Raw genomic sequence first — 23963 nt, forward strand, 5'->3', positions numbered from 1 at the left:
CTATCGTGTAACTATAAAGTGATAGGTTCCCGATCCTATTGCGACTTGGACGGTCCCTGCCTCTTGTCCGAGAACTTCCATGTCATCGTGTTTGGTTATTTGCTTCCCACCTTCCGAGATCGTATGGACATCGTTTGTAGGCAAGAAAACATTCGCTCGGCTATTGGCAGGGATAGAGATGGTCCATTGAAGGGTATTGCCAATCTTCTTCCAGGACGAAACAATCTCCCCGTAAAGCCCTTTATAACGTGCGTCGACATGATCGAGACCTTCTACAAACGAAGGCTTCATCTCCACTACCTGGAAGCCATTTTGTGCCGATTTGATTCCGGCCAGATTTTCGTAATACCAAATGAGCAAATCACCCAACATCATGACGTGGTTTTGCGAATTCATCTTGGGATGCGCGGTGTTTCCATTCCACAATTCCCAGATGGTGGTGGCTCCGTTCTCGATCATATATCCCCAAGACGGATATGTTTTGTTGGAAGCAATACGATAGGCAAGATCGGCTCTACCCATATCTGTCAATGTGCGCATAATCCATTGTGTGCCTACTACGCCAGTACTTAGGTGGCCATGGTTTTCCTTTTCAATGATCGCCGCGATACGTTGGGCCAGCTTCTCTTTTTCATTTTCCGTTACGATGCCAAATCGCATAGGCAGCAGGTTATCGGTTAATGTGTTCGCTCCGTACGACCCGTTGCCCTTGTAAAATTTCCTGTTAAAATTATTTTTGAGTTGGCTTGCCAGATGCACAAATTCGCTACTGTCCTGCTCGTTTCTAGTTAGTACACTAAATTCTACCATCCGTTGAAGGAGGTAATAATAGTAGGCGGAAGAAATAAGTGCACTGGGGTATTTTTTATCGGCAATCTTGCCTCTTCCCTCTTCGATTGTTGCGGGCGGGAAGCACCAATCTCCGTAGCTGTCCTTGGTAAGGATACCCGATTCATCCATATAACGAACACGCATGTAATGCATCCATTTCTTCATGGCGGGATAATGTTTTTCCACTATTCGGGCATCTGCAGTCTGCTGGTAAAGCATATCTGCAACCATAATATAGGTGCCCGGCCAACTGATGTTGTCGCTGTAATAACGCCAAAACGCAGGCGCTACATCGGGAATAGCGCCGTCCTCTTTTTGCGACAGGCGGATATCTTCCAACCACTTGGCGTAAAAATTTGCATTATCGAACAGAAAATTTTCGCCATATGCGCTCATGGGCCTATCGCCGAGCCAAGGTTGGCGTTCATTCCGTTGCGGACAATCGACCGGCATCCCCTTGTAGTTCGAAGCAATTCCCCACCACGCGTTTTTATGAATCTGGTTCAGTACGCTATTAGATGAGGAGAAATGCCCCACGGTTTCGATATCGTCGTATACAAAGCGGCCAATAAAGTCAGCCTTCTGCGCGTTACCCGGATAACCTTCCACTTCGACATAGCGAAACCCGTGGTACGTAAACCGAGGTTCCCAGATTTCTTCGCCCTCTCCATGTAAAATATATACATCCGTGGCTTTAGCATCCCGTAGGTTCGTGGTAAATAAATTCCCGTCTTCGGTTAATGATTCTGCAAACCGTAAGGTTACCTGTTGCCCCCGCTTTCCGCGGACACGCATCTTGACCCAACCAGAGAAATTTTGTCCAAAGTCAAGCAGGTATTTTCCACTTCCTTTTTTTAAGACCGAAATGGGTTGCAGATCTTGCATGACTTTCATGTGCCCTATCCGTTGTGCTTCGTAGTTTCCGCCGGGTTCTTGCACGTACTCGGCCTTTTGCCAGCGGCTATCGTCGTACCCAATTTTAGTCCAACCAGTGAGCTCTTTTCGCGCGTCGTACTGTTCTCCATCATACTCGTTATTGGCTACAATCGGGCCGTCCGTCGTCCCTTTCCAACTGTCATCCGTTTTTATTACTTCCACCGATCCGTCGGTATAAGTCAGCAGGAGCTGAAACAGTAGTTTGGGGAATCCGAATGTTTTAACTTTGTATGGTTTTGCCTGGCGCATCGCATAGAATCGTCCATTACCCAATACCACGCCAAGCGCTTGTTTACCTTCCTGAAGCTGTTGCGTGACGTCAAAGACATTATATTTAATGTTATGGGTATAATCCGTAGGCGCGGGGGCTAAAACCTGATCACCAATCTTTTTGCCATTTAGATACCATTCGTACAAACCAAGTCCTATAATATATGCTGTCGCTTGCTTTACTTTCTTCTGTACTGTAAATTCTTTGCGGAGATAACGTGCCGCCAGTGTACCCGTTGCCTCGTCATCCTGTTGTTGGTACTTGTCGAATCCAATCCAGCGGCCTGTCCAGTCTTTATAGTGCAGTAGTCCCATTGTCCACGAAGCAGGCATTGACCAGTCCGATTCCCCAACATTCGTAAATGTCTTGACCTTCCAAAAGACGCCTGTCCTTGAAGACAAGTCCTTACCTGCATACAAGACCGCGGTTGAATTGGAAGAGGTTATTTTTCCAGAATCCCAAAGGTCGCCTACGTCTTCTTGCAACAAATCCAACGAAGAAGATACTATTATGCGGTACGCCGTTTGCATGACACGCCGTTCGTCAGCTACAATCTTCCAACCGAGACGTGGCTCCTGAATCGTGATATCTGTAGGATTCGTCTGCAGCTCGCAACGCAAATCTATCGCACGTGGAGCGGCCCGGAGATTATGTGCTATAATCACCAAACCCATGATCCATATGAAGGTGCTCTTCGTCATATAATTGTACTACTGCTGACTTGAAAAATCAAAATATAACACCATGTGTAAAGCTCGTATAGGTTCCTTTTCGAAATCGTAATACACATGCTTCATTCCCATTGGTCCCGTTGTCTCTGGCTTCTGTGTCTTTGTGCCAATAGCGGATATTCCGTTCATAAACGAAATATCGCCTTTAGGAAAGGTCGGCTCCATATTTTTCCAATCGGTATCTTGTTGTTCTTTAGGTGTGTACAAACGAAGGAAAACATCTTCCCGATCTGTAAAAACCTTGAAAGACTGTGTCTTTAGCTGAAAAGTGGCCCAATACATATTTGCATGGTATCCTTTAAATTCAGGATATGTAAAGGGTATTTCGCCAGTAGCTGCATCATTGTACGGTTTATTCCATACCCCAAATTGGTTACCCTTCATCCGATTTTTCCAAACCCGATAGGGCCCCATCCCCATATATTCCACACTTTTCATTTCAGACTCTGGCAAATCAAAATTTACACCGACAAAACGCGTAAAGTAACTTTCGGGAAAATACTGTACATGCATTTTTAACTGTCCGGACGGAAATACTTTCCAGCATAACGTGTTGTAGCTTTCTTTTTTATCGAACGTAGATTCGATGACAACCGTATCGCCTTCGCGACGCATCGAGAAATTCTTATAGTTATTAACAGCTTCCTGCAGTATAGGGCCGTTACCAAATGGGATTATGCCTTTTGCATTTTCGACCGATTTCAACACGCCAGTCTCCTTGTTGAACGCATACTGTATTCCATTAGCATTGACGTGGAATGTAGTCGCGGTTTCTTGTGTCTGTACCGTCGTACCGCGCTTTTCTTTGAACGTTTCAGCCACACGACCCGGTAATGCAATGGGAAAACTCCATGTGTAAATTTCTTTGCCGTAAACATCTGCTGCTGTGATCTGCAGCACATCAAAGCTATACCAATCAGAAGGCAGATTAACTTTCAAACGACCTCTATCCCCTGGTTTGATATCCGGGGAGGGTATACGCACCGTTGGGCCATTGTCCGAGGCATGTTTGGCATCCAGGCGTCGCAACACATAGGAGAATGAGCAGTCTGCTAAATTGGTGAATGCATACCGGTTCTCGATGATAAACTCCCCGTTAAAGTCAGGTGTCATTTCGCGTTTTTCGAAGAAAACAGGACTCCACACTTCCTTAATTGTATAAAAGCTTCCCTCCCGTTCATAGTAAGGTCCAACGATACCGTCGGCTCCACGGTTTCCATCTGTGTCCAGCATATTGCCTTTATCGGTACGCACGATACCCTGATCTTGAAAATCCCATAGAAAACCTCCCGCCGATAACGGATTGCTCCACATGGCCTTCCAATAATCTTCGATACCGGCTCCGTGACCCCCGTCGAACATACCATGTAAGAACTCCGTCGGCATAACGATGTTATGTCCATGATCGTAGGTTCCGATACCATAATTGTACTCGCGATAATGGGTTGTTTCGAAACCTCCATACACGGCCCAGGGATATATCAACGGACGGCCCTGTAGATCTTCGGAGAAAAAGGTCGTATCCAATTCAGGATTATGACCTCCTTCATTTCCATTAGCCCAGAAGATAACGGACGGATTATTTTCAGAAACCACCATCATTTCTTTGACCAGCTTTGTCCCCGTTGGTGTATCGTAGTGACCATGCCATCCTCCGAGTTCATTCATCACATATAAACCTAGGGAATCACACACATCCAAAAAATGTGTATCGGGAGGATAATGTGCCATGCGTACGGCATTCATATTCATTTCCTTTATCAACTCCACATCGTGGACACTTAACGCTTTACTCGTCGTTCTCCCAGATTCCGGGTGGAACGAGTGTCGGTTAACACCCTTAAATTTAATTTTGGTTCCGTTGATGTACACGCCATCCCTTTTCCTCACTTCAACGGTACGGAAGCCAATCTTATGGTTGCTGCGATGCTGCTGTTTTCCGTTAGCGAAAAGGGTGACCTCTGCCCGGTATAGATTTGGAAATTCTGCAGACCATAATTTAGGACGCTCAAATTCTCCCTGTCCATGTCCCTCCCCATGGTGTACATCAACGTGAACGGGCTGACCAAACGTCTGCCCATCGTGGGTATAGAGTTGAATAACCGCTTTATCCGAACGACCTACGGTACGCATCTTCACCTGCAATGAACCGTCTGCTTTAGCATCAAAGGATACCCGTTCTATATGGTTCGTTGGCATTATTTCCAGAAAAACCGGACGGAATATGCCCCCAAATACCCAAAAATCTCCTTCCCGTTCGGCAGCATTGACCGACTTATTGGTCGAATGTTTAGCGACTTTCACTTCCAACACGTTGGCTTTTCCAAAAACCAACAATTTGGTGATATCGTATTTAAACGTATAAAATGCGCCCTGATGAATTGCCCCAGCCGTTTTCCCATTTATTTTGACTTCGGCATCCGTCATGACACCTTCAAAGACGATGTTGACCTGTTTTCCTTTCCAACTGTTGTCTGCCGTAAACCGGTGCTTGTATGTACCAACTTCCTTTCCTTTATCTGCCTCTTTGTTGAATCCGTAATTGTACGTACCGAATCCATGCAGCTCCCAATTAGAAGGCACTGGGATTTTTGTCCATTGACCAGCTTTCCTACCGCCTGAAACCGAAAAATCCCACAGCACACCGTCGTCCTTTCCAGTTCCTGAGAGATATTGGCGGACAGTCTCTTGTCCCACCGAGGGGTGGACAATATGGACAAGAAATAGCGTAAATAGGAGCGTTGCGTAAAATTTCATTCGGTACTGGTTATTAACGTTTTAATTTTTTATGTGGATTAGTTGATCGAAACGGCAGTGCCGGCAGGCCCGCCGCATTCACTAAATTTGGCTGCGCCGCTTCGTCCCATGCAAACCGGACAAAGGCTACGGTCTCCACTTGAGGGGCCGTAACAACGACCGTTTGTCCCTGAATGCGAGCCGATGCGGGGTAGAATATACGGTCTGTTCCGGCCACTTCGAATCCTGTTGGTGACTGCCCATCACGAGTTTGTAAGCCGGCGGCGTGTACAAAAAAGATGGATGCAGAATTCCCCTTCCGTTTGAAATATTTATAAGTTGGGCCGTCCGCTTCTATTGATCGATGATACGTCTTCTTCAGCGCCTGTAACGCCAATCGACGACCGATTTCCCATTTATAGCTGGGGTGCAAGTCGTGCACATGATCTACTAGATCTGTGGTAGCAATGCGTCCGGTGTGCTTAACCTGTAAAACAAGATCCTGTGCTTCACGGAATTCCGGCAAGGTGGTACGCGGCATACGCGTCTTCCCTTGCTCATCCACAGAGTATTGGAATGGCGCAATTTGTGTAAAATAAAACGGTAGTTTTTCGGTTCCCCACCCCTCGCGCCAGCTTTCTATTAAGGTCTTAAGTTTATGGGTGTAGCTGATCGTTTCCTGTAAGAAGACATTCGTTTCTCCTTGGTACCAAAGAAATCCTTTGATGGTATAGGGGGCCAAAGGCGCAATCATGGTTTCAAAAAACTTTCCGGGATCACCTTCCAACTTCCTACCGCGAAAGTAGGGTTCACGATCGAGGGCTTCTTTCGGTATCCACGGTTCAATCCGACTACCGCTAACGGCAGAAGAGATAATACCAACGGGTACCTGCAGTTCCTGTTGTAGGGATTTCGCAAAGAAGTACCCTGCCGCCGAGAATTGACGCAGCGCGGAGTCTTGTGCTATACTCCACCCGGTGTAAGTACCATCTGGCTTAGCGAGAAATTTCCGACGTACCAAAAATAGCCGTATCTGTGTATTTCGTGCGTTTTTTACCTCATCCTTAGGAAAATAAGTTCCGTTTTTTGGAGGGGACAGCTTGACTAACTTGCGCATTTGGTATTCCATGTTGGATTGTCCGGAACAAATCCAAACTTCCCCCACGAGTACGTCGCGTAAAACGATCGTATTTTCGCCAGCTATAATCAGGTCTGCGCCGGCTGCATTCGCCTTCATAGGTGAAAGCCACAGCTTCCAATTCCCTTCGGCATCGGCACTTGTTCTCTTCGATTGTCCTTGAAAACGAACGGTGATACGCTCTCCCGGATGTGCCTGACCAAAGATGGCGACAGGTTGCTCTCTTTGTAATACCATATGGTGTGCAAAAACATTCGGCAATACGATGGTCGCATAGCTCGAAAGCACCCCCATGATAAAACAACAAGTAAGCGCAATCCTTCTCATTTACTGTAACTTTTCGGCTTGAAACGATGAAATACCATAAGCAGCTTCCTTTACCGCTGTTCCCGCGTCTTTAACATCAAAATCTTGATCCGTAGGGGTATCCGCATTTGGATAACGGCGCACATCGCCGGTGCGGAATGAGACCTGACTAATCTGTGCTACGGGTTGAAAAAACAACCTTGTACCTTTATCCGAACCATTTACGGACAACTGATATGAACGTGTAGCAACATCCAATACAAGCTCAATATGATACGATTCACCTGCGTTATAGGACTGTACGGTTGTATTTCGGTAGCCGGCTTTATTTTTCAGCATTCCGTCCTCGTCGAATATCAATCGACCAGCAGCCTGTCCTTTTTCATTTGTAAATTCTATTTGCAGTTTTCCGTTATTCGCTTGATGTGGTGTTACCGTAAACGCGATTTTTGCTTTTTTTGCTGATTCGATGACACGATCGGCTTTCGCGTAATCGTACGGATCCTTATCCCGCAAAACCAACTGCTTATCTTCCAACTTTACGGAAGCCCAAAGTGGGCTATAGATATTCCATTTATTGAATACTTCTGATCCATTTTTAGAAAAGTCGTCCCTCACATGTCCTCGTACATCGGCGGCTACGGGTACAGGCACTTTGGCTATCCACATGTCTTCCTTGTTCATACTATAGGTAAGCCACATATTGCCGTCAGACGGCAAACCATTACCTTCTTGAATCCCACGTACGTATTGAGGACCGTACGATTTATAATTTCCACCGTACCGCATCGTAGTAATCTCCCCATTGACGAGTAACAAGTCGGTATAGGTTAGTCCATCGTCACTTGTCGATACAGCCAGCGGCCAACGGAACTCGGATGGATTGTATACTGTAGCATAGCGACCGTCGCTGGTTTGCTGCCCCCAGATTTTCGCATTACTATTCACAAATCCAGGTGCCCGCACGGGATCGTAGGCCCAAGAACGGCCGTTATCATTACTGATTGCCGTCAACGCATGTTTCCACAAGCCGACAACACGCCCGTCCTTCAGATGGTAATAAGCGAAAGCTTTGATTGGCCGCTTGTAGGGCACCAAAGGGTCGTCCCGATCCGCTTCTTCAACCCATTGTTGCATCATCAGCGGATTGTCTAACAGTTCGTTGCATGCAGCGACAAAACTTTTGTCTTTGCTTTTGCTGAACATCGGATATTGTGCAAGCTTCTGATTAAATGATTTATTAAACCGAATAAAATAGATCGGTCCAAAGGAGCCATCGGGTTTTATCTCCCGCACGACACGACCAATACCCTGGCCATCGTTTGGATCATCCTTCGCATCAAGCGCTACACCATAATAGCCTATCGTGAGTAATTTGCCATTTTTAGCTGTATAGAATCCCATGCGCTGGTGCATGATGGCATATAGGTTCTTTCCTGCTTTGTCCGTACGTCCGGGTTTGGTAAAGCCTTCCGGAACGAGATACGGCGGGAATAGCTCGACCGGCTCTGACCATGCATAGCCATCTTTTGACGTTTGTAATAGTGTCTTCCCTTCAGCAATATGCTCACCAATAGGATTACTCAAAAATTGTAAATAATACGTATTGTTCCAAAATGCTAAAAAAGGTTGATGGTTATAGGTAAAACCATGACCTCCCGCGAGGTTTGGGAACTCTCTATTCGCGCGGAATACTTGGATATTGTGCGTACCGACAGCTGGGGTCAATTGTCCATGATGATAGTCTACATTGGATAATGTTTCTCCGACGTACGTGATTGTATCTTGCGCCATCCCCACTTGTGCTGTGCACCATATTGCTATTCCGAGTAGTGTTGTTTTCATTTGTTTTGTTTTTGTTACTGCATCCGAGACTATACAACAGGTTTTTTCTACACTTCGTGTATTACTTTGTTTTTAACAGTCTTTTAACATCTTTTTTTGACGCTTTAAAAATCGTTCCGTGCTTATGTCCTTCGGGCACGGAAATTTCATCGTTTATCTGCTCAAAATGCTCGAAATCTTTGGTCCGTACCGCTTCGTAGCTTTTGCTTCCATAGGAATCAAAATAAATGAGCCACTCGTCGCCAACTTTGACAACGCTCGGCCCTTCTGTCAGGTAAGCCGAAAATGGAGCTGAAACATTCGTGAACGGGCCTAACGGATTGCCGGCGAAGGCTACTTTTAGATTCCTATTCGGTCTTGTGTTGTCCTTAAGTACCAACACGTAATCATCCTTTTCCTTTTTAACAATCACAGCATCAATGATGCTGAATCCTGGGTCAGCAAAAAGCGTTGTAGGCGTAAATGTTTTAAAGTCGGATGTGGTGGTATAGTACATGCGATGGTTATTATCTTCGGCTTCAACGCCTCTAGGGAATCGGTGCGGAATGGTCGATGCCCAAATAATGATAAATCGGTCAGCCTCTTCGTCATAAAAGAGCTCTGGAGCCCATACATTCACCGTTGTCGCTTCGTGCGCCATGACCGGAACAACTTGTTGGTTTTCCCAATGGATCAAATCGTTGGACCGTGCATATCCAATACCTTGATCGCCTTTCCAAGCAATGGTCCACACAAGGTGGTACACACCGTGCTTGTCCTGAACCATAGATGGATCCCGCATGATTTTTTGCGTGCCTAGCTCTGGTTTTAGAAAGATGCCCGGCACACTTTCCCAGTGGTAACCGTCGTTGCTATATAAATAACGTAAGCCTTCGTCTGCTGGTTCACGGAACGAAGTGAACATATAAACATCCCTTTGGCAGGACGCCAAGAGGGATGTAGCTAACACAAAAACTAAAGACTTCACTAAAAATTTCATTGTATAGAATTGCTATATACCGGTCATATAATTAATGACCATGACTATTCAATTTATATGCTGTCCAAAATCAACACCCAATCGTTTCCGTCTTTTTGTCCACCTTCCGGACGGAATGACTGTACGCCGGTATTGTCGAACTCGCCGATCTTGGTTGTCTCTCCGGTTCGCGGATTGAACCAAGAAGCTTTCACCTTTTCACCGTTGATTTTACCCATATTGACTTTTATTTCGCGGCCATTGTACGTATATACAAAAGCATAATTATCTGTACGTGTTGCAACCAATCTATTGTACTGTTCGCCATTTTCAGCCAACAAATTTTGATCAGGCACGCGTTCGAAATAAGCATCCCTAGAAAGCATGAGCTTCTTCAAGTACTGCATTTGTGTCGCTCCAGGGGCATTTATGGCTTCTGTCCATAATTCGGTAGAACCATAGGCAGTCGTTGTATCTACTTTGGAATGCATCTGCATGACTGAATTTTGTCCATAGGTATAGCCAAAAGCTCCTGCAAAAACCGACCAATAGCCATAGCGACGTACATCTGCGTCGGTCCACCGCGGCTCTTTAATATCGTGTAACCCTTGCGGAATACCTTCGTAAGAGGGCTCGCCGTCTATAGTAGGCTTCACTGGTAAGCGTTTCCAGTCGGCTTCCATAAACCGCCAATTGTCTTCCCCGTAATGCTTTTCTTCATTGGCCGAGGTGTCCTGATCGTAGCGTCGGTGCCCGGACTGCACCATGTTAAAGTCTAACCAAGCCGCATCATGAAACCAGTCCGATGACGCCGTACGTCCGCGTGGATGAAATGTCATTAAATGATGTGGATCCACTTCTTTGATGGTTTTACCAATTTCCTGCCATACCGAGGTTGAATCGCTTCCCTTGATATCTCCACCGTTTAGCCAAATGATATTCTTTTTATCTTTCCAACGCTCAGCCAAAAAACGAGCATACACTTTGGCTTGGTCTACCGATACCTTCCCGTCTTTCACGGGCGATCCCCAAACCGGCACCAATGCCATGTACAATCCCTTTTGCGCTGCTTGGTCAATGATATAATCAATATGATCCCAGTAATCGTATTCCGAATCTACTTCTGGATTATTCCCTTCGGTTACCAAAGGCTTGGAAAGGTCTTTATTGACGATCGATGAGTCGCCATAAATGTTGACAGAAGGCACGGTATGCAAAACCATCGCTTGAATAACGTTAAATCCTTTGTTTTTTCGATCATCCAGATATTGATCTGCTTCCGCCCGATTAAGTTTGTTGAACAGCAACCATCCTGTATCTCCCAACCAAAAGAAGGGCTCGCCTTTTTCCGTGGTTAGATAGCGTCCGTTTTCGGAAACTTGTAATAGTCCTACTTCTTGTTGTTCTTGCTGAGATGTACAAGAAAACAACGCGCATGCAAAAAGAATGGGTATTAGTTTTTTACGAATCGTCATGTTCTATTTCTTAGTTATCCACAGAATTTCCGTGTCTTTATGTTTATTAAACGTTACTTTCTTATCTAACTTTATGCGCTCTTTTGCCAAGATCTTTCCTGATTTTGGATCGATATGGTAAATCTGGAAATCACCTTTGAAAGCCGAAGCATCAAAGACCCAAGAGGTGCCCTCCGTGTGATAAATTATCGCTCCTTTGCCTTCTTTCTGCAGCGTCCAAACCCCATCTACATCTTTCGGTGTCATGCTGGACGCTTCCTGAAAGATGTTTTTGTCTTCGACAGCAGGTATGTTGGCTAAGGATCCGCCCGCCATAAAACTAGCCCATGCCATTTCGGGATAATTATCACCATGATAAAGCACGGCTTTGTTGGGGAACTGCTGCCTGTACTCGCTCACTGCCCGATAAACTTGTTCCATCGATGTTTTCTTGGGTTTCATCAGGCGAGCATGTTGCCGAGGCGCGAGATTTTGACCACCTTTTGGCGCATAAGGCGTACCATCTGCCTGATAATGCCAATACCGGATATCAATGACCTGAATATGTTTCGCGCGTTCGGGGTCCGATAAAATAGCGTCCTGAACGTCTCTTGTGGCACTCAATGCAACAATCGGATTTTTACCGGTCTCTTTTTTCCATTCGGCGATCACATCTATCCAAAACTGCACGAAATGTAAGGGTCCGGTATATTCAGCGCTGATCATCTGTATGACGCCCGTATTATCGCGAAAGTTGTCTAGACACTGTCGAATATACGCCCGGTGCAATTCTCGTCTGACGGGGTGTTCTATGTCATAAAATTGCTCCGCCATAAAAATACGTTTATCTCCCGCATAGGGTACAGGTTCCGGAAAACCGACATTGTTGATATTGTTTGCCGTACGCCATGGGAAATCCGTATAGTGTGCGCCAGCTTCAATGATATTATGCTGAAAGTAGTTTTGATGGATCAAGACTAATCCTTTTTGGTCAGCAAGATCGGCAAACTGTTTTAAACGGCTCCAGTAAAACTTATTAAATTTCGTTAGGTCATATTTCGATAGGCCATCGTAGGCAAGACCTTGGCCGCTACGGGCAAACGGCAGTTCATAAAACGGCGGCCATACGTCACCATCCATACGGCGTATGCGTTCGTGATCATCTCTTCTTCGTTCATACCATAGACCATAATTGTGGTCTATAGATATTACATGATGAGCGGCCATCGTATCTGCTGTTTCCGACAAGTTGTCCGTTAGGCCTAGCCCTTCTTCTCCTGGCACAAAGCGTGTAATATGCGGTTTAGCTTTCGACAATGCAAATGGTCGAGCACTTCCGTTCCACCATTGTATATCTGTTTTCTTTCCAGCTAAAACCTCCGTTCCACGCACGAGCCAGCCATCCTGAACGTGCATCTCTGCAGCCCAAGCTGGAGCGACTTTCTTTATAATCGGTAATTCATCAACGGATTTCACCCCGTTTGCGGTTGTCGTCAAACTATATCTTTCGGGCGCTTGTACTATAAAATCCTTAAGTTGTAATGGCGGTGTGCTCGCCTGTTGGGTAAGATCTGCAGCAACCTCTACGGACGGGCTACTTGAGGCCTCTGTCAGCACGGGTAACAAAACAGTCCGCTCCTTTGCTATGCTACCGATACGATCGGATAATTGCGCATAATATAGGCTTCGGGGTTTGATATATTCATTGGACTGATCCCAGAATCCATCCCCTTGAAATTGGGCCCATGTGCCGAATGCCCAGTTCTGAGCGTGCGGTGGTTGGTAGCACTCCACGAGTGCCGCACTACATTGCCAAAACACACTATTCGCGGCTGTCCATCCAGCACCTTGCGCATCTTGTCCTCTATTTTTAAAGCTCAGCGCTTGCGCGTCAATATCTAGAATATCCAACAAAGCACCGGATGCCCAACTGTCGATTGCTCCGCTAAAACTGAATGGTGCTACGGCTTGACACTGCACGAATGCATTCGGCCCGGCAGCTAGATAGCCTATCGCAAAATCGTGATACCCATTTTCGGCATATAAACGCTGAAATAACGTTTGCTGCCCTTTGGTGTAATAGGTATAACGTCGTTGTCCGCCAATTTCGGAAACTGGCTCCAGCGACAAGCAGTCTTCGACAGTCAATTTGCTTGCAGTGGACAATGCATATACTGCCGAGCCTGCAAAATGCTTGAACTGCATACGCCGCACCCATACATTTCGGGCATTTTCAATGGTAATGGCCATCCAACGATGATCTTCATCCTTGAGATTACCGGGATCGAAAACAGATTCTAGTGCAATATTTTCAACTCCGACCTGTTCGATACGACCTGGCCATGTACATTTTTCTACGGTAGAACGTCCGTATACAGTATCTAGTGCCATGGTTAACGGCGCATCGAACACCAGTCTGTTACCTTCGACACGTTGCACCTGACGGTGCCACACTACGTCGCGCGTACCGGGCTTCCAGCCTAAGGATGTTAATCCACCTCCGAAATGGCCTGTTCCTAATACATCGATCCATTTGGCTGTTGATGGACGTGTAATAACCACCGCATCGCCTACGTTGAAGTGAGAAGCATCCGAAACATCTACAGAAAAGCTATTCACTGGCACGTAGGCATCACGAATTTCTTGTTTTCCAGACCGTTCCGCATTGTCTTTACCGAGTATACGAATAAGGGTTTCCCGCGTGGTCCCCGTACCTTTTATAACGGTACCGTTTTTCGTAAACCCTGAACCACGCAACACAACGCCAGAAGTATGCAAGTGTATAGAGCCTCCAACATGATATGTTCCTGCTTCTAGGACAACAGCTCCACGCAACCCATGCGCATCGATGGGCAGCTGCGCCACGTAATCAATGGCCCGCTGTATGCGCTGCGTTGCATCTCCGTCTCCTTTCGGCACGATGATCCGGACTGGTGCTTCAGGAATCGCCTTGTCTCCACCTTCATAACCCGCATAAGAGAAATCGGGTATGCGGTTACCTAAACTATCTGGGGTATAGTGTAGCTGTCCGTTTTTTTGAAGGGTGATGGGCGACGACTGTTCTTGTGCATATCCTACAAAAGAACATACGTAAAGAACAGTCAGGAAAATCGTCCATCGTCTAAAACACAAACTGCTATGTAAAAAAACACTTCTCAATGTAATACAAACTTTAACGGTTTATAAAGCTAATAATAAAGAAGTTACCTTTTAAATTGAACGAATACACTTTGGAAAACAGTACAAATTATAGGCCTTCATCATCTGTACAAACATACCTAAAATTGCAGGGGTGTAGTTATATTATTTTCTCTAGCTATTGTAGTATTTTGCCGACTGAGGCGTGCTTAGAATGAGTTTTGGATGTATTTTGTTATAGAATCGTATAATATCTGTGACAATTGACATAAGATTGTGCTAAGTTGCTAAAAACCCCACCCCTATGCTTATCGCTGGGGTGGGGATACAATTTTTTTTAATTACGAAGCTAATGACAGCTACTGTTGATAATCGAAGGTGCCTGCACCACCAGAGTAGCCGAACCAACCCTTAGTTTGCTCCAACCAAGAGTTATTTCCGAGTACCGTCGCGGAAAGTCCTGATAGATAATAGTTGGGGCGGAAGAGAATCGTTACCGGCGCATTGTTTACCCTATCCCATTCTTGATCCAATGGGGTCATCACAAAATGCTCTTTGTATACCTGCTTTAATCTCTCTATTTCAGTCTGAAAGTTTTCTGCGTCTGGATCAATTAAGATATTCCGATCTGCTCCAGTTAGCGGATCCTCTTTGCCATACGTTTTTGACTGCCAATAGTATCCAGTGCGTTTCGTGCCATTGATCGGTTTTAATCCTAATTTCTGAACGGAGTTTCCACTTTCAGCAACATTATCATATAACATCCAACGTTGAATATCCCAGAAACGTTTGCCCTCGTAGGCGAGTTCAACCCTCCTCTCGTAAAGACATGCTTCTAAAGCCGCATATCGGGATGCCGGTGTTCCTATACCGTAATTATTAGCGGATGGAATTCCTACCCGAGCACGTACCTTACCAAGATAGGTTACCGCATTGCCAATATCTCCTGTTGCTGCGTAACATTCTGCGATATTGAGCAATAGTTCCGCGTAACGGTACTCAAAAATATCTGTTCCTGAAAATGCGAATGCGGTACTGTCGGCAGCAGGGTTAGACATTTTGCGCACTAATCCGGGGCTATTTGTTTGATTATTGCCAAAATAGGTAACTTTTGTTGTGGTTTCATTTTCTTTCCAACGATAGAACCAAGTAGATTTATTGTCCTTCCCTTTGACTCCCCATTTCGCTGCAGGAAATGCAAAAGTTCTATAAAATCGCGGTTCACGATTCGCAAAGAAAAATGTATCTACATAATTCGTCGCATTGGGACGAGAACCGTCAGCCATCGGAAAAAGATCAAGCATCTCCTTCGGCGCAGCAATCCCGCCGCCGCCGTTGTATGCATTAGGCCTCACCGAATTTTCCCAACTATTATTGTATCCCGAAGAACTAGTAGATTGAGTGGATAACAAGAAAACCATCAAGGCCTCCGGATTGAATTTGTTGTCGTTTCTGAACGTCATTTCCGCCCAATCCTTCGCGCTAGAGCCAAATAACCCGTACCCTCCAGCGGATACCTTTCTTTCTGCATCCAACCCAGCGGCCAATGCCTTTTGCCAACGCTCATTCCCTGGATTGTCCCAATCTTTGTTAAAAAGAGGACTTGCCGCCGTGAGTAAAACCCTGCTTTTCATAGCTAATGCACCCGCTGCCGTGAGGCGACCGTAATTAGCCGATGCTCCATCCCATACCATTGGCAACAAGACAGCGGCAGAATCTAGATCTTTAACAATCTGCTCAAAACATGCGGAGGATGTTGCCCGCGGTGCTCTGATACTCTCATCCGTAGCGCTGTTTTCTTGTACGGTTGTCACAAGAGGCACTCCTCCATATACCCTTACAAGATCGAAATATTGTAGTGCCCTAAAGAAGTACATCTGACCCTTTGCCGATCGACGGAAGGTTTCGGATAAACCAGCACCCGATTGATCAATCCGTTCGATTAGGAAATTGGCAAATCGTATGCGCGTGTATGGATTGTTTTGCACGCTAGCCGTAACCGAATTTCCATAGTATCCGTCAGCTTGAGATGCATTTTGTAACGTCATATTTGGATTGATATAATTGCTCACTGTCCCCCCTATTTCCTCTGTCATCTTTGCTCGGTTATCATTGTATAAGCCGACTACTGACTGCTGAGGGTTTCGATAACTAACAAAAAAATAGTTATATAGTCTATCAATATACCAACCTGTTTGGAGTTCATTTTCGAAAATACTGTCGTCGTATTTATCGTAACTTTTCATATCCTCTAAAAAGTCCTGCTTACATCCAATTGCAGTCAGCAAGGAAGCCACTGCAAAAATTAATATCTTCTTATTCATGATTCATCTAATAAAAGGTAATTACCCAATCGTTATAGTCCCAAATTTATACCTAGCGACCATGTCCTTAATGTCGGGTATCCAACGTTTGGAGCATCGTACATATTACGATATTTGTTAGGATATGGGTTATAAAAATCCCATAAATTATTTCCGGAAAGAAAAATTCTCACATTATCCACCTTTGCTCGGGATACCCATTCCTTTGGCAGCGAGTAACCGACACTCAGACTCCGCACAAACATGCGAAACGTAGGCAACATGAAGAAATCCGAGTTGTTCCCTCCAAATTGTTCATAGTAAGCCAAATTTGGATACTTACCATCTGGATTCGTATCAGGATCATACATATCCGTTAAATAAATCGGTTGTGACCACATGCTTTGCGTACTGCCTGTACCTTGTTTCAAATAATCCACGAATCGAGTCCCCCCCCAGGATGTTGAAATTTGGGCTTGGAAGGAAATCCCTTTCCACCCAGCACTGAGATTAGTTGTTATCCCGTAGCTCATATTTGATTTTTTCAACATATCAAAATCTTGCTCAGAATCCTCTTCGATCACACCGTTAGGCTTGCCGTAAGTTTGAGTCGCAGCGTCTAGAGCACCACGGACGTCTTCGTACACAAGCATTCCTTTTTTCATTTGCGATTTATCGGTAATCCCAAGAAAGTTAGGAGCCGCGCCTTCTATTCCCGAGTTGTTCGCGTTTTCTGTTAGATAGTTCCAATATGCGTCAATATCAGCATCGGTGCGTAACATTCCGTCTCCCGCTGATGTGTTCTTCCACGTTTTATATCCCCATACGGGATTACCGTTACCAGTATTCCCAACAGCACGCCGAGTAGTCATTGCTGCAGGGTAATCAAATGGACGATCAAAGTATTTGGTTACCTTATAGTTACCTACCGCGAAGTTCATCCCAACGGAGTAGTTCACCTCATTTACTTGACTTTTCCAAGTCAACGATACTTCTGTTCCCCACGCCTTAACTCCTCCATAGTTCTGCTCGGCAAATGCTCCTCCGACAGAAATGGGCACATCGATCGCACCAGACATATCCGTTAACATATCTGTCGTGGTATTATAGTAGCCGTCCAAAGTCAGGTTAAGTTGCGATTTAAGAAACGACATGTCGACTCCTAGATTTCGCTGCACAGTTCGATCCCATCGAAGATCTCTATTTGGATCCGCATCTGGCGTAATTCCTGTAGTGTATTCTCCCCCTTTATCGCCAAATCCCATACCCTTATCTGTCGCCGCCGTATAGAGTCGTGTCCACTTCCATGGGTTTACGTTATTATTTCCTGTAATGCCGACAGAAGCACGAAATTTTAAATAGTTCATCCAAGAAATATTATCCGCAAACCAACTCTCGTCAGAAGCTACCCATCCCGCCGATAAACCTGGGAAAAAACCCCAATAGTTTTCAGGAGCAAACTTAGTCGATGCGTCCGAGCGGAATACAAAATTTAAGAGGTACCGTCCTTTGTATCCATAGTTAACGCGTCCGAGGTAGGAAAGAGAGCCACTCTCCGTTCTGTAAGTTATTGTATTAGAATTATTTAACGTTCCGGCCGATATAGATGTTCCATTGTAAACGCCTCTTGTTGGGTTATCATAGATTTGGTATCTATCTTCCCAACCCGTAGTAGCTTTTTCGATACTAAACATCGCGCCAATATCATGATCGCCAAATGTTGCATTATAATTAGCGAAAAAGTTCATTTGTTCGCTTTTAGCTGTAGTATTATCGTATGTTACGCGAGAGTTGGCTTTGTTCAGTGCTGGAGCATCCCATTGAGTCGTATTTGAGTACAGATGGTTATCTGCTGTATTTGTGTTTTTAGCCAACGCCAATAGCAGCGGCATCATCACTTGCTCCGTATTTCCAGCAGACTGCATCAATCCATAGTTAAATTTAAACGACAACCCTTTAACGAAAGGAACATCATATTGCAACGAGAAATTCGCATTGTAGTTAAAGTCCTTACTGGTTGTTTTGGAACCATTATTTAACAACTCGTAGTAATTCCAATTGCTTAACGAATTGTTTCCCGAGACCCTTCCTATTCGATGCGGGCCTAAAGCAGGAGAAACATAATGATCCACACCATCTATTGTATACATCCACGGAATATATTTGGGCATATGGAGCAATATACTATAGTCATTTTGTTCCCCGCCAATTGCGAAAGATCCATCGTTCATGTTGATTTTTGTAAAGGACTTTTCAAGATTTGTATTTGCCGCCGCAAGGGTTGCTCCCAACCGAAGATTACTTGCCACCTTCACGTCTGTTCCCGCCCTAAATGTCCATCTTTTAAAATCTTGAGCACCAAGATTTGGCGTTTGCGTGTAGAAAGAAGCCCCTGTGTAATAAGTCGCTCTATCTGAACCTCCACTTACATCCAACGAATGTTGCATAGCGTTTGCTGCTCTCCAGTCATTTGCCAACCAATCATAGTTCAGAGAATCCATACGGGCAAGCTCTGCATCGGAGTAAAAATAATTATCGTTCCAACCTGCAGCTCTCCCAAAACTATTTGCGAATTCGCCGTATTGTCGGGCGTTCATAACTTTTCCATGACTGATCGCATCATTCGTTTGGAATTTCGCACTATAGGCTATACGTGGTGGGCCCGCTTTCCCTCGCTTTGTTTTGACGACTATTGCACCTTGAGATGCCCTTGAGCCGTAAATCGCAGCGCTCGCATCGCGCAATACCGTAATACTTTCTATTTCCGAAACATCCAGCATATTAAAACGTTCCAAAGAAGGTTTACCATTTTGTGGATCTACTTGGATTACATCGTCGATCACTATCAGTGGAACTTCACTTCCACCATCTTTCCCCCAATTAAATTGCTGCCGAATACTTAGTGACGCCATAGCACCCGGACGATTACTCCCCCCAGATACATTTAATCCAGGGACTTGTCCACGCAACGCTTCTGATATGGAGGCGACTGGAAGATCTGCTAATTTACCTACGTCCACGGATACAATTGACCCCGTTATATCTTTTGCCCGCTGTGTTCCGTAACCCACGACAACCACTTCGTCAATTGCGTCCAAAGGCTCAAGGTGAATGGTTATATTAGACTTTCCTCCGACATTGATCTCTTGTACTTTGTACCCAACATAACTTACAACAATAACGCTATTTAATTCCGGCACATTGATATTAAAGACCCCGTTTTCATCGGTTTTCACCCCTGCTTTTGTTCCCTTGACTAATACGGTAGCCCCCGGCACGGGCGCTCCATTATGGTCCAATACTTTTCCAGTAATTCCGACAAATCTCGACGCGTGCACGCCGATTTCACTTGGTACGGTATTGGCCAACGTCACGACCGGAGCCAATGCAGCAAGTGGATAAAGGAAACGAATACTTCTTCGCACTAACCCTCTCTTCAAAAAAGCTTGATAATTCATTGGTTTTAAATTGTGTTTATAAAATAGGTTTCTTAAAAATTGTTAGTGACCGAGCCTTGCTCGATCTGGTATGTATATTTCGGTTCGCTCAGAACTGTCAATGATACATTTTTAATTTTTCACGTTAATAATGTATAGTTAATTCAACGATTGGATTAACTTATCTGCATTGTTTCTGACTATTACGTTTGCTGTTTTGATCTTTAATTGGTTAGTCTTAAAAATAAATACGTAGCAAATAATCATAACGATTGACAAACATTTTAATAACCCTATCTATAACCGGTTAGCGTACTGTCTGCAAATCGCTATCACAAATTAACAGAAAACAAAAAGGTCAATATTATATAGCATTGCCTATTTACTATGAAATATTAGCATAATGCCACAAATATGTTACGTGTATCCGTGAACCACCGATCAACTATTATTTGTGCTAAGCATGCCCCGAGCGATTGAATTGGGCTTATCGGTCTGTAGCGCTCCTCCCTTCGTAGGTGACGATACCGTACATATCTAGGCTAAAAAAACGGGACTGTTGAATCAACAGTCCCGTTAGCAATTAAGGAAAGAGCCTTTCGGCTATATAGGTTTCACCGTTTTCACGGGAACAACGCTATTCAAATAGTTTTCAATATGTGCATACCCGTTTTCATCGATACTAGCGGAGTCTTTAGGATCATTCGGATTTAACCCTATCTTCCGTTCGTAGTCGTCTGGCAATCCGTCATTATCCGAATCTGTATAGGGAGTGCCTGTGTAGGTAGGGTATCCGCCCACCTGTTTCACATCCGTTATGATCCCCTGTTTATAGGAATCCGCAGGTAACCGACGTTTCACATAAGGCGACGGCGTGGAAGCGCCCGCTGTTTCTGTATAGAATACTTTTCCGGTTTTGACCTGTTTCACGATCCGTTGGTCGACGGCATCCCTCTTTGGCAACGTTGCGCCTACATTGGCCAATACATAATCGTACGCTTTTTGAGCGTCCATAACTTTACCGAAATTGGACAAAGGGAACGGTTTGTCTACCCGTATTTGGGCTAATACGGAAGCATCGGCTTCCGGTTGTACTCCGCCATCCCAATTGTTGTTGGTTACTTTCGCATTTCCTTCAATCACGTTGCCGTGTACATATGCTTTACCAAAGGAGTTCGCGTGCTCCTTATCGCGTCCTGATTCTGGCTTTAAGATCCGATAGGAGATGGGCTCGCCGGCTGGAGTAATCGGTCCCGGCTTGTAATAGTTGTTGATAAAGTTATACATCGAACGATGATCGCCTCCATCCGCTGTCCGGTTCCACCAGTTCCATACCACATTATTCACAAATCCGAAATCGCCATACATCCCAACCGAGGGATTTCTACTGATATTGGACGCCCATAGATTGCGCATGAAGGTGCTATTTAATCCTCCAATCGTACTTCCAAATGCGTGATTGTAGGTATCCAAGGCTTCCGAAAAAATAGAGTTCTGAATGGTAACATTCACGGTAGGTAACTTTAGGTTTTTCCCGTCCCGGTCATAGACATGTCGATACATGGACATGTTTTCATCCAACCCCCAGCTTGCCGAAACATGGTCTATCATGATATTTCCAACGCCGTTTCCTCCCAGTGCGTCGTCCCGACGGGTGACCTCATTGGTACCTCGACGAAAACGCATAAAACGGACAATGACATCGTGCGTATCGATCAGGAACGATTCTCCAGCTACACAAACGCCATCCCCGGGAGCAGTTTGACCGGCAATCGTGATGTAGGGAGCCTTGATGGTTATGGGTTTTTCTAACTGGATAATACCTGCCACGTTAAAGACCACAATCCGCGCTCCTCCCGTTTCGCATGCCTCTCGTAGCGTTCCCGGACCACTATCGGCTAAACTTGTAACGACCATAACCTTTCCACCACGTCCTCCTGGTGTATATGCTCCTCCACCTTCTGCTCCAGGAAAGGCCAGAATTTTAGCTTGTGGCAAATCTTCAGGAGCCGCGGCATCCGGAATGTACGGTTTGCCTTCTTGAGCCATAATTGCCTGAGCCTGTTGCCACGCTTTATCTGCGCGCAGTTGTTCCAGTTGTTCCCGTTGTGCGGCCACCGCCTTTAACGAGTCCGGTATCACGGGATACTGGCCGAACGAGAGCAATGGCGCTGTAAAAAAGAGAAACGCTAGTCCTTGTTTTATAGACAAATTCATTGGATTACATTTTTTTATTTTGCGGCTAGTTTATTTAGATAGATCTCGATATTGGCATAGCCTGATTCCGTAATTTTTGCAGAGTCGCTACCATCCTTCGGATTTAGCCCCATCTTCACTTCAACATCATCTGGGATACCATCATTGTCACTGTCTTTATAGGCCTTCCCTTTATATTCAGGGTAACCGCCTACTTGGGCGATATCGGTAATAATTCCCATTTTATATGAATCCCTTGGTAACCGTCTGTGCTCAAAATCTTTTTCTGGTAATGTTACGTTTTTCAACGGTGTTGGTTTGCCATCACGCACTTCTTTCATAATGCGGGTATCTACCGGATCACGATGAGGCAAGGTCGCTCCAGCATTTGCCAACACATATTCATATGCATCTGCCGCAGCCATCACCTTAAATTCTGCATGCGGGAAAGGTTTTGCCGCCTTCATGGCTGCAAAATATGGTTTTGCTTCGTCGAATGTCATTCCATTGCCTTCCTTGTTTTCTAGCTGTATACCGCCGTTCCAATTATCGGCGGTAACTTGCTCGTTTCCTTCGACAATATTTCCATTCACATATGCCCGTCCAAACACAACGTACGGCAATTTACTTCTTCCGGATTCGGGTTTCAAAATACGATAGCCGATTGGTTGGTCTTTCGGTGTTGCCGGTCCTGGTTTAAAGTAGTTATTAAAGATATTGTAGGTCGCTTGATAGTCGCCACCGTCTATACCCCGATGCACCCAGTTGTACACCACGTTATTTGCAAAGTTAAAAATCCCATTCCAACCGATTGACGGATTTCTGGCGGCATTGTTTGCCCAAAGGTTGCGCATAAACGTACAGTTTTCTCCTCCTAAGGTACTGCCGAATGCGTGATTCCAGGTATCTAAGGCCTCCGCAAAGATCGAATTTTGGATAGTGATGTTTACCGTCCCTCGTTTCTCCTCTTGCTTACCCGTGCTATCGTTGTACATATGCCGGTACATGGACATATTTTCATCCAGCCCCCAGCTTGCCGAGACGTGATCAATCATAATATTGCCGACCGGGTTACCGCCGATCGCGTCATCACGACGACCGACATAAGTTTCGCCACGGCGGAAACGCATGTGCCGGATCAGGACGTCGTGGGTATTGATCCATACCGACTCACCCGCGACACAAACACCATCTCCAGGTGCTGATTGCCCAGCAATCGTAATATAGGGCGCGCGGATAATTAACGGGGTTTTTAAGCGGATGATTCCTGCAACATTAAAAACAATGATCCGCGGGCCTCCTTGTTCACAGGCTTCACGAAGAGAGCCTGGGCCATTATCGGCCAAACTCGTAACCACAATAACTTTACCTCCACGGCCACCAAAACTATATTTCCCCCCGCCTTCTGCCTCAGGAAAAGCAGGAATTTCCGCCTGTGGTAGGTCGGTCGGTCTTCCGGCCCAAGGAATATAAGGCTTGCCTTGTTTTGCATACTCCTCTATGATCGGAAGTGCTTTTCCCCAAGCTATGTCCGATTGCCTTCTTGCTTCTGCCATCATCGCATCCGATGCTTTTTTTACATCCTCCGGAATCTTAGGATATTGGGCTTTCGCTGTTTGCAAGCCCAACAAGCCTGCCCCCAACAGAAGACTCGACAGTAGTTTCTTACTCATAGTGTTCATT

General features: G+C 45.3%; 11 protein-coding genes. All 11 read right to left on the minus strand.

What is annotated here, in order from left to right; all coding sequences use genetic code 11:
* Positions 1-2739, minus strand: a complete 2739-nt coding sequence (locus ACFSR5_RS19825) for an alpha-L-rhamnosidase (protein WP_380906265.1) — start codon at positions 2737-2739, stop codon at positions 1-3.
* 9 nt (positions 2740-2748) lie between these two features.
* Positions 2749-5526, minus strand: coding sequence for a glycoside hydrolase family 2 protein (locus ACFSR5_RS19830; RefSeq protein WP_380906267.1), 2778 nt, complete (start codon positions 5524-5526; stop codon positions 2749-2751).
* A 13-nt stretch (positions 5527-5539) separates the two neighbouring features.
* Positions 5540-6970, minus strand: a complete 1431-nt coding sequence (locus ACFSR5_RS19835) for a sialate O-acetylesterase (RefSeq protein ID WP_380906268.1) — start codon at positions 6968-6970, stop codon at positions 5540-5542.
* Positions 6971-8794 carry a six-hairpin glycosidase gene (locus tag ACFSR5_RS19840; RefSeq protein ID WP_380906269.1) on the minus strand — a complete coding sequence of 608 codons (1824 nt, stop codon included), beginning with the start codon at positions 8792-8794 and terminating at the stop codon, positions 6971-6973.
* A 61-nt stretch (positions 8795-8855) separates the two neighbouring features.
* Positions 8856-9773, minus strand: a complete 918-nt coding sequence (locus tag ACFSR5_RS19845) for a glycoside hydrolase family 43 protein (protein WP_380906270.1) — start codon at positions 9771-9773, stop codon at positions 8856-8858.
* A gap of 53 nt (positions 9774-9826) precedes the next feature.
* Complete coding sequence (locus ACFSR5_RS19850) at positions 9827-11227, minus strand: glycoside hydrolase family 140 protein (protein ID WP_380906271.1); 1401 nt, start codon at positions 11225-11227, stop codon at positions 9827-9829.
* A gap of 3 nt (positions 11228-11230) precedes the next feature.
* Complete coding sequence (locus ACFSR5_RS19855) at positions 11231-14365, minus strand: DUF6298 domain-containing protein (RefSeq protein ID WP_380906272.1); 3135 nt, start codon at positions 14363-14365, stop codon at positions 11231-11233.
* 338 nt (positions 14366-14703) lie between these two features.
* Positions 14704-16668: a RagB/SusD family nutrient uptake outer membrane protein gene (locus tag ACFSR5_RS19860; protein ID WP_380906274.1), complete on the minus strand. Its 1965-nt coding sequence runs from the start codon at positions 16666-16668 to the stop codon at positions 14704-14706.
* Positions 16669-16700: 32 nt separating this feature from the next.
* The gene (locus tag ACFSR5_RS19865) at positions 16701-20105 is read right to left on the minus strand and encodes a SusC/RagA family TonB-linked outer membrane protein (protein WP_380906276.1); all 3405 of its coding nucleotides are present in this window, start codon (positions 20103-20105) and stop codon (positions 16701-16703) included.
* 582 nt (positions 20106-20687) lie between these two features.
* Positions 20688-22301, minus strand: a complete 1614-nt coding sequence (locus tag ACFSR5_RS19870; RefSeq protein ID WP_380906278.1) for a polysaccharide lyase — start codon at positions 22299-22301, stop codon at positions 20688-20690.
* 14 nt (positions 22302-22315) lie between these two features.
* Positions 22316-23953 carry a polysaccharide lyase gene (locus ACFSR5_RS19875; protein WP_380906279.1) on the minus strand — a complete coding sequence of 546 codons (1638 nt, stop codon included), beginning with the start codon at positions 23951-23953 and terminating at the stop codon, positions 22316-22318.
* Between the last annotated feature and the right edge of the window lie 10 nt (positions 23954-23963).

Source organism: Sphingobacterium suaedae (assembly GCF_042684625.1).
In the GTDB taxonomy this organism is placed as follows: Bacteria; Bacteroidota; Bacteroidia; order Sphingobacteriales; family Sphingobacteriaceae; genus Sphingobacterium; species Sphingobacterium suaedae.